The sequence below is a fragment of the Shewanella sp. 6_MG-2023 genome (genome assembly GCF_030547195.1).
GTDB lineage: Bacteria > Pseudomonadota > Gammaproteobacteria > Enterobacterales > Shewanellaceae > Shewanella.
The window spans coordinates 20,214-29,454 of sequence record NZ_JAUOQU010000043.1; the positions used below are offsets into that span (position 1 = coordinate 20,214).

At 42.8% G+C, this 9,241-nt stretch carries 8 protein-coding genes and 1 riboswitch; of the genes, 2 read left to right on the forward strand and 6 right to left on the reverse strand.

All coding sequences use genetic code 11. The annotated features are described in order from the left end of the window. Positions 1–133 precede the first annotated feature (133 nt). Complete coding sequence (locus Q4533_RS18395) at positions 134–448, forward strand: DUF3861 domain-containing protein (RefSeq protein WP_102440701.1); 315 nt, start codon at positions 134–136, stop codon at positions 446–448. A gap of 151 nt (positions 449–599) precedes the next feature. Here the strand turns inward: Q4533_RS18395 and Q4533_RS18400 are convergent, their stop codons facing one another. From Q4533_RS18400 to Q4533_RS18425, 6 genes are all read right to left on the reverse strand, one after another. Continuing rightward, positions 600–1,985: a sodium:alanine symporter family protein gene (locus Q4533_RS18400; RefSeq protein WP_102440700.1), complete on the reverse strand. Its 1,386-nt coding sequence runs from the start codon at positions 1,983–1,985 to the stop codon at positions 600–602. A 156-nt stretch (positions 1,986–2,141) separates the two neighbouring features. Further along, positions 2,142–2,274: riboswitch (glycine riboswitch) on the reverse strand. 322 nt (positions 2,275–2,596) lie between these two features. Next, on the reverse strand, positions 2,597–4,045 hold the full coding sequence (locus Q4533_RS18405; RefSeq protein ID WP_102440699.1) for a methyl-accepting chemotaxis protein: 1,449 nt from the start codon (positions 4,043–4,045) through the stop codon (positions 2,597–2,599). A 207-nt stretch (positions 4,046–4,252) separates the two neighbouring features. After that, complete coding sequence (locus Q4533_RS18410; protein ID WP_102440698.1) at positions 4,253–4,816, reverse strand: chalcone isomerase family protein; 564 nt, start codon at positions 4,814–4,816, stop codon at positions 4,253–4,255. Between the two features lie 100 nt (positions 4,817–4,916). Next, positions 4,917–5,765, reverse strand: a complete 849-nt coding sequence (locus Q4533_RS18415) for a hypothetical protein (protein WP_102440697.1) — start codon at positions 5,763–5,765, stop codon at positions 4,917–4,919. 124 nt (positions 5,766–5,889) lie between these two features. Then, positions 5,890–7,080: a DUF5692 family protein gene (locus tag Q4533_RS18420; RefSeq protein WP_241900991.1), complete on the reverse strand. Its 1,191-nt coding sequence runs from the start codon at positions 7,078–7,080 to the stop codon at positions 5,890–5,892. A gap of 56 nt (positions 7,081–7,136) precedes the next feature. Beyond that, complete coding sequence (locus tag Q4533_RS18425) at positions 7,137–8,039, reverse strand: hypothetical protein (RefSeq protein WP_102440696.1); 903 nt, start codon at positions 8,037–8,039, stop codon at positions 7,137–7,139. Between the two features lie 657 nt (positions 8,040–8,696). Between Q4533_RS18425 and Q4533_RS18430 the strand changes: the two genes are divergently transcribed. Beyond that, positions 8,697–9,029, forward strand: coding sequence for a DUF6482 family protein (locus tag Q4533_RS18430; protein WP_303503743.1), 333 nt, complete (start codon positions 8,697–8,699; stop codon positions 9,027–9,029). The last annotated feature ends 212 nt before the right edge of the window (positions 9,030–9,241 follow it).

A 9,241-nucleotide genomic window follows, 5' to 3' on the forward strand; every position in this document is an offset into this window, starting at 1 on the left:
CCTGTGTAAACCTTATAACAGCTCTCTACTGGTTAACATTGCTACAATTAAATGGTTGACAAAATCAACCAGTGCAATTATAGTTGACCTTATCAACTAGTTTTAACTTGTTTCATTAAGCCGGAGAGAGATTATGATCCCTAAAATTAACCGAGAAAATCGCTACCGCATTACCGTTGAAGAGCAGATCTCAGGCCAAGATACTGGCAAAACCTTAAGCTTTGAGTTTCAAGATAGGGAAGACCTATTCAACGCTGTTGAAAATATAAAAAAGGGCAGTGGCTTAGAAGCGCCGCTTGCCACCAGAGTCGCCGTAGCCTTACGACTGTTAGGGCCTGTGATGATGCAAAACCGTAAGCATCCACTATTTTTGGATTTTATGCCTCACTTTAAAACCTTTATGAACAATCTAAAAAGCACAGTAAAACAAACCATCACAGCTAAATAATCCCTAGGTTAATTTGATGCTTATCAAGATGATGTGTGCTGAGATAATCAGCTTTCAAAAAAGGCGCAGTCATTCACTGACTGCGCCTTTTTATTATTTAAGCCTGTTTTTAAACATTAAAAAAGGGCTTAAGGTATTTCAGTAAACCTCGTTACTTAACTGCTGAGTCCAGTGCATTGTAAGAGGCATGTTTACCTAGCTGTTTAGCAAAGTACTTGTTGGTTTCGGCTAAAATAATGTGTCTTAAACCAATAATCCCGATCAAGTTAGGAATAATCATTAAGCCATTAACGGTATCGGCCAGCATCCAAATAAGGTCTAGTTGAATAAACGCGCCGCCGGCAATCAAAGTTAAAAAGATAAACTGATATAGTTTAATACCTTGTTCACCTAAGCGTTTGCTGGTTAGGTAGTACCAACAACGCTCGCCGTAATAATGCCAACCTAGAATGGTGGTAAAGGCAAAACACACTAGAGCAATGGTCACCACATACTGGCCGACAATCACTGAGCCGCCAGAGGCAAAGGCTGCACTGGTCATTGCTGCGCCAGCAGTATCGCCATTCCACACACCGGTGATAATCAGCACTAAGCCTGTCATGGTACAAATCAAAATAGTGTCAAAAAAGGTGCCGGTCATGCTGACTAAGCCTTGCTCGACCGGTTCTTTAGTTTTAGCGGCAGCGGCCGCAATGGGCGCACTCCCTAAACCCGATTCATTAGAGAATACCCCGCGGGCGATACCAATTTGAATGGCTTGCGCCACCGTTGCGCCTAAGAAACCGCCTGCTGCAGCAATAGGGGCGAAGGCTGAGTGTAATACTAATTCAATGGCCGGAATGATTTGCTCAGAAAAGCTAAATAAAATCCACAAACAGGCCAATACATAACCTAGCGCCATAGTAGGTACTAACTTTTGCGCCACATTGGCAATGCGTTTAACGCCGCCGATCGTCACCGCAGCGACAAGGGTGGTGAGTACGAGGGCGGTAACCCAAGTCGGCACATCAAAGGCAATGGTCATGGCATCGCTAATGGCATTCACTTGGGCGAAAGTACCGATACCGAAAAAGGCTACGCCGACACCAAAAATAGCAAAAATATTGGCTAGCCACTTTAAGCCGAGGCCACGCTCAATGTAGTACATTGGCCCGCCAGCAATATTACCTCTGGCATCGGTGGTGCGATACTTTACTGCCAGCATACATTCAGCATATTTGGTTGCCATTCCAAAGAAGGCTGCTAGCCACATCCAGAAAAGGGCGCCCGGCCCACCGATTTTAATCGCGGTGGCGACGCCGACAATATTACCAGTACCGATAGTGGCAGATAGCGCTGTACATAAGGCCGCGAAGGAAGATAAGTCGCCTTTGCCGCTAGCAGGTTTAAATAATAAGCTTAAGGCCAGTGGCAGCTTAAGGACTTGGAGTAATTTTAGGCGAATTGTGAGATATAGCCCGGTGCCGATCAGTAAGCATAGGGTTATAGGGCCCCAAACAATGGCATTGATATCGGCTAAAAGCGCGTGAAAATTCATGGTATTCCTCGAATATTAAACAACAAAATTAATATGGAGGAGGAAAAGAAATGGCTGGATTTGTGGTACTGAGGAATACAGCTCATGCAGGTGTTCATCATGATTGATGACATTAGGCACAGCAGAAAACGACAGTGACCATAAATGAATACAGTCATCCTCTCCTCTGTCCTTTTGCCTGAGCGTTTCGCGGCAGTTGAATTAATTCAACTGCCACTTTCGCCTTCGGCGCTGTAATGACATTAAGCTGCGAACCACTAATGCTTACAGTCTCTCCAGAGGCTCGTCCAGTAACAGTCCTCACCACTAAGTGGCACCTGAAAGAGTGGTTTATTAAATGATATCAATACTATCCAACAAACTTGCCTCGTCGGTGTGGGGTTGCTCCCCACTCTCCTGCTACCTTCATCCGAACGGATCTTTTTGCTAAGCGATTAAAAAGTTTAACAAAAAGGACTGACAGCATGCGTGATGTTACCCATGTGCTCAAGAGATCTGTATCACAGTTTTATCAACAAGCTGTTTAACTGGTTTATATTTGAACGAGTACTAATTTCGAGTGTTCTTTGTTAGCGCTCTTTGTTAGGGTTCGTATTTACAGCTTGGCAATACTAGCTACTGACTGCCATATTCAAATCAGTTGCTAACCTTTTTAGCGTTTCAACCTGGTGGGTAAGCTTCTCGCCTTGGTTGGCAACAGACTCTGATACTTGATGAGTTTTAACAACACTGCTAGCAACTTCGGCGCTGGCAGTATTAAGTTCTTGAACTGCCTGAACTTGATGCACCATGGTATCGGCAAGTTGATTGATATCACTGAGGGTCTCTGCGACCTTAGCGATAATACTGGTGAGCTCATTACTGGATTGCTCAATGACACTTTGGCCGTGCAGCACTTCTTTTTGGCTACGATCTAACAGGCTACGAATTTCGACTGCAGAGGTATTACTCTTAGCTGACAGCTCGCGCACTTGTTCAGCCACTACTGCAAAACCGCGCCCATGCTCACCAGCGCGAGCCGCTTCAATGGCAGCATTGAGTGCCAATAAGTTGGTTTGGTCTGCCACCGAGGTAATTAAATCTGCCACTGACATAATTTCTTTATTACTGACTAAAATTTTGCTGATAGCTTCTGTAGTAGCCGCCAGTGATGAGGCACTTAGCTGAGCCTGATCATTGATAAGTTGGCTGCGATTACGTAAATCGACCACAAATGATTCTGACTGCTCAACATCTTGAGTCATCCGGCTAAGCTGTTGGTTCATTTCTTCAGCGGCGCTGGCCTGAGATTGGCAGTTTTGATTTAAATCATCCACTTGATGATGCAAGTCTTCAGATTGTGTTTCAAGTACCTCAGCCATGCTAGACAGTTGCACCGCATTGTCACCCGCGCGATGTAAAATCGACGATAATTGCTGGGCGCTTTGCTCTGCATCATTTGCGACTTTTTCTGTTTGATGCTGAGATTTTTCAGCATGCTCAATGGCTTTATTACGTTGCTTGGCGGTAAAGGCTTGGGCGATAACAATTATAATCAGTGGCATTAATAAACCAGACCAAGCCTCTGTCATGTATGCCGTATCAGACAGTTCCATAACCGGAATGCTCACCCCTTGTAACTCTAACATTAGCATCCAAGATGACGCTGCGATCACCAGCGCACTCCAAATCGTCGCCATTAAAATACCTGCAGTTAAAAAGAAGGCGATCAGTAATACCGTTAACCATAGGCTCTGACTTGAATTGAGCACACCACCGTCCTGATAAATAAGGTTCAGTGCATGTAGAGCCATACCAAGGAAACCGACATTAAGCGCGAGGGTCGGCATTTTTGCCAAGCGCAAAATTAAGCCTGCACTTATCTCGGCAATAATTAAAAATATAGAGGTGTAGATCAATAAACTATGATCAAATTGCAGCCATTTAAACAGACTGTAAAGGCCGGTAAATAGTGATAAAAGTGAGAAAAATAGAATGACTTCCACATACCTGAGTTGAGTGTCATTCCAGGTATTATTGGTCGGGAAAAAAGCAGCACGCCACATTGCCAAAGGAGTCATAAAGTTGCCTCTTATAATACAAAGTAGAAAAGGCCTAGGGGATAAAAAACCGAATACTTACCTTAGCCTAAACTAAATAATTCACATATAAATTATTGTTTTTTTATTGATTTATTAAAATTTGTTCTAGATTTACCATGGCTAAGGGGACAGCGGCAAACAGTTATCGCCTTAGACCATGGTTATCGTCACTTTTATTGTTTTAGATCAACCTTTTAGCATCGATTTTTTTAGGCCTTTATCGGTTGGCTTTTTGCCTAACCAGACACTGAGCACCGCTTTACGGAAGTCTTCACCTGGAGTGACAGCCAATTGCTGGCCATTTTTGTAACTAATCACACCTTCACCGGGCACGCTCATTAAGGTGAATTGATCGCCTGACTTAATGGGATCAGAAAAAGAGTTGATCAAGGATTCAATACTGGCGGCAATCGGCTCCGTTTTGCCGTTTGTTGCCCGATCAAAGCCTTCATTTAAGGCATCGATCATTTTTTCTGAGGTGATCATATCTGAGGTAATATTAAGCCGAATCGCAGTTGGGGAGTCGCTATCAATCACCTGTTGTGCTTGGGTACTGGTGCTGGTGGTAAACAAAGAACCGACATATAAGTCGATAAAAAATTTACTCCGAACTCCGGCGCCGTTTAACACCATAGTGCTGTTATTTAAAGTCACGTTTTCAGGCACACTGACACCTGAAATATCAACGGCAGCTGAGGCGCTGGCACACACGAACATTAAGCTCGTTGCGGTAATAATGCGTTTAATCATGTCATCCTCCATTAAGGATTAAAAAGCGCTGCCAATACTGAAACAGTTTGGTATTTAGCAGCGAAAGAGCATTAGTGGCTATTAGTTAAAAATACACTGGCTAGAATGCGTGGTTATATTCAATCCAATAGCTATCATCAGTGCTATCACTATTGTCTGTTTTATAGTTCACTCGCACGTTTTGGCGTTTGTTCATTTGATATGCCAAAGATAATTCACCGCTAAAGCTTGCCATTTGTAAGCCGCCATCCATGATGTCATCGCTCCATGACTTGCCTTGCATTTCTTCGGTATAAGAAGCGCTTAATAGCATCCACCAGTTATCATTAAAGGCATAACGGGCATAAACCATACCGGTTAAAATGAGTGATGGAACATCAATGCCACTGCTGGTTACCGGGATGTCTGTAGCTGTAATATCTTGCATGTTATCGCCAACGACCACAGCACCGGCATATAAAATTGGCCAAATATAGAAGTTATCAGTAACCGGAATCGTCATCACAGGACCCGCTTGCACCACTGCCATGCTGCCATAAAAAGGATGGTCAGCTAGGATGGCGTCAATAGACCAGCCGGTGCCGTTTGTGGTGTTGATAGTGCCATAACGTAAACGGTACGAACGCTTGCTGGTTTCATCATTAAATGTTGGTACAAGGCCGTAATCAGGATGCTCTATCATCCCAGTAAATTTAGGGCTTTTATCACCCTCGTTAAAGATATTTTTAGCTTCGAAAATAACCCCACTCTTTTGACCTGAATCAGCGGTTTTTTCCGACAGCATTAATTGGCCTTTAATGTTCATGCCTTCACTGCCGTATGATGCGCCAATAGAGGTGTAAACATCAGTTGGATTAGACATATCAATATCTGCTTCTGTGTCAGCAGCATAAGTTAAACCAGAAGTCATTGAAGCGAGTATTGCCATACTTAGAATGCGTGTTTTCATGGTAACTCCATTATTTTGTAATTAGTTTTTAATTAGTTTTTATCATTAGCGTTATAAATTTCTGAGGACTAATCCTCGTGGTACTGGCGATAGGTTGCGCCAGTACCCATTACTTCTTCACGTTTTATTGGGCTTGGTATGAACCTGCCATTAAACGGGTGTTGGTATATTTTTTACTAAAGAATACATAAGCATAAGCAGCATTAATGATGAAACTAGCAGCACCTGCTGCCAGCATGAGTTCATCATTGCGTGGTAGTGGAACCACGTTACTTTCGTACATGAATGGGCAGCTGAAGTAGTACATGAACGAGCCTGCTAAAGTGAATGCTCGAGCCTGTAACCAAGTGCCTTTTTTAATGAATAGCGCTGGTAATGTTGCTGCGATTAGCACCATCATTTGCGCCGTCGCAGAGCCTGGGAAATTGAGGTAAACGAACACAATATTCCAAACGTCGTAGGCGATAATCCAAAATGTGGTCATTGCTGGCCAAATCATGTCTTGCTGCTTACTTTTGTCTGAGAAAATTTTCGCCCAACCTGCAAGGGTGATAATAGATAGCACACCACCAGTTGCATTGAGGATATTGGCAAGATTACCCATACTGAAGTCTTGCATTACCGCTTCTGAAATATTAATCGCGAGGAATGCAGCAGCGCCGAATTTTGCCCATTTCATATCACCGACTTTGGTAAAGCGGATTAAGGTAAATAAGGCTGCAGCACCAACAACTGAGTACAGTTTTACCCATTTGAACCAGTAGGTGATCTCATAGCTTGACCACAGTGGAATAAGCGCTATGGGTAAGATGAACCAAAAAACGTAGTTACTCCATTTGTAGCGTCGGCACATTTCGTTTAATGCAATTAAGCCAAATAGCACCAGTAATACATGCCCATAAGCGCGGTATTCATACCATTTGTGAATGTTGAAGCCATCGTCTGCTAAGGTGAAGCGGATTTCTTCACTGTCAACGTAAGTTAATGTTGCCCCATCAAAGTCATTAATCTCATCACCCGCTTGGCTGCTAATCACCACACCTGTGGCAGTTTGCTGCCAACGCTGGGTTTCGACTTTATTAAAGCCGCCAGATTGTTTAGTGACACTGACAAGATTGTTCTCAGCAAATTCCATTCGATAAAACAAGCTACCTTCGCCGGGTTTGCCGTCTCTGGTGCCTTGCCATATTTGCCCTGGTAGCGGCTGAGTTTCTACTTGATGATTAATGGCGTCATCAGCGTTAGCTACGCTGGTGATGCTTACCATCATTAACGCAAAAACCGCGCTAAATAGTGTTATTAGTTTATGTTTCATAACAACGTCTCGTGTTGTATTAACCGAATACCGATGTGGTATTCGGTTGGAGGTGATTAGGCTGTTGCTAATTTCTTATCTTGAGCCGTTTGATCATCTTCTAATTCGCTGACTAATGGTGGTGGAGACTTTTCACCAAATGGTGGTTCACCATTTTTCTTCTGCATGGTGAAGTACCAAATTGCGAAAGGAACGTGTAAAGCAAGGTTGATGACGCCCCAGTAATACAGCACGTTATCGTTGGCCCAGCTGCTTGAATCCATTAGTGGTACAAACACGTCGCTGTTAGCGCGGATCAGTAGGTGGAATGCCAAGGTGTAAACACGCGCGATTACGTAAAGCTCTGGTCGACCTTTGATTAATGGGTATAGCTCTGCCGCCATCAAGATACAGAATGAACTTGCGAAGAACGCAGGGCTCTCACCGAATACAAAGGCTAGGTTCCAGGTGGTATAGAGGAAGTTCCATGCCGCTGTGGAATAAAACAGTAAGTCGTTTGGTTTGTCTTTACCGATAACCCAATAGACACGTTTACCATTTTTGTAGCGTGGGAAAGGAATAGTGACACAAAGAATGACACCACAGATTGCGTTAAAGTAGTTTGCTGTAGCAAAGTCTTTTAATGTGGCTTCTGCAATGTTTAACACTAAAACTGCATATAGAAATTTTAACACCCAGTCGCCGCGGAAAAACGCCAGCACCTTGTGTGGGTTTTGATGATATAGCCACGCGATACGGGCACCACCAACAACAATTGCAGTGGGGATTAATACACTGACCGTCTTAACCCAACGGAACCATCCGTCAAGTTGATCTGCCCATAGTGGGGCTGTCACTAATGAAAGTAGCCAAAAAGCGGCGGTTAATCTTGGTGTTCGGCGCATACCTTCAACCAAAACGAGTAATAAAACAATATAACCTGTCATTGATACGAAATATTGCCAGACTGGGATGTCCATAATGCCTCCGAGAGCATGTTATTTAGCAATCTATAGCTCCTAACTGATGGAGCTATGTTCAAAAAAATTCACGTTTTTGTTTAGTTCTTATTCGAATAGATCTTCAACATCCAAAGTTAGAGCAATAACTCTACTTTAGAGTCTTTACTCTAACTTAGGGTTTTAATTAGACCTTGATCTAAATCAAGTAATGATTCTGTTTTGGTTGTTACCTAAAGGTGTTTGGCTTGTTAATGTGATCGAGTTAACAGGTTGTTTAATCGCTAAATAAGTGACTATTAATTCATGGTTTCGTTAAATTTATATATTAGGTTGTCATAATTTATTCAATATTTTCAGTAAATTAGAAGTTATACAAATTACTTATGTGTGTGGGAGCCACTTTGGGAAGGGAATCGCTTTCAAGTGCTACGGGGCGGGATATATATTGGCTATTGTTGTAAACATTTCAGTAACAATTTTACTTTTAAGTGTGGGTGAAAAAGGGATTGTGACTGTGGCTGTAGTCATTGTAGTGAACAATTTTTGGACATTGAACGTAATTTATTTAACAACTCAGTGCTGAGAGCAGTCATTAAGTCTTAAATTGCCGCAGTTAGTCGCTGCAGTTAATGAAGCTTGATTTTAAGCATCAGTTATTACATCCGAGGAACCACTATGCCTAGTATAAATAAAGCCGTTAATAACCCAAGAGATACGAGTCAAGATGGGCTGAATACCTTCGAGCAGTCTGTGTATAACGACAGTCAGCCAACGATCATCGGTGTGGCAGATTCGACTCACTATCTGGTGGGCGTAGTGGATGCGGATAATAACTTTTCAGGACTGACAGCAGGCAGCGCTTGCACAGTAGTTAATTCACTCGCAGAGGCTAAGACGCTGCTGCGAAGCCATTATTATTCCAAGGCTAATGTGGTATATCAAACAGCTTATGATGAAATGTGTGGTTTGGCTGCAAATGGTCATTATCATGAAAGCATAAAGCTATAACAATTATCCTTTGGTTACCAATGCTTTGAACTGTGCGGCTTGGCCTGCGAATGGCCACTATTAATCAGTACGAAAGCATAAAGCTATAACAATTATCCTTTGGTTACCAATGCTTTGAACTGTGCGGCTTGGCCTGCGAATGGCCACTATTAATCAGTACGAAAGCATAAAGCTATAACAATTATCCTTTGGTTACCAATGCTTTGAACTGT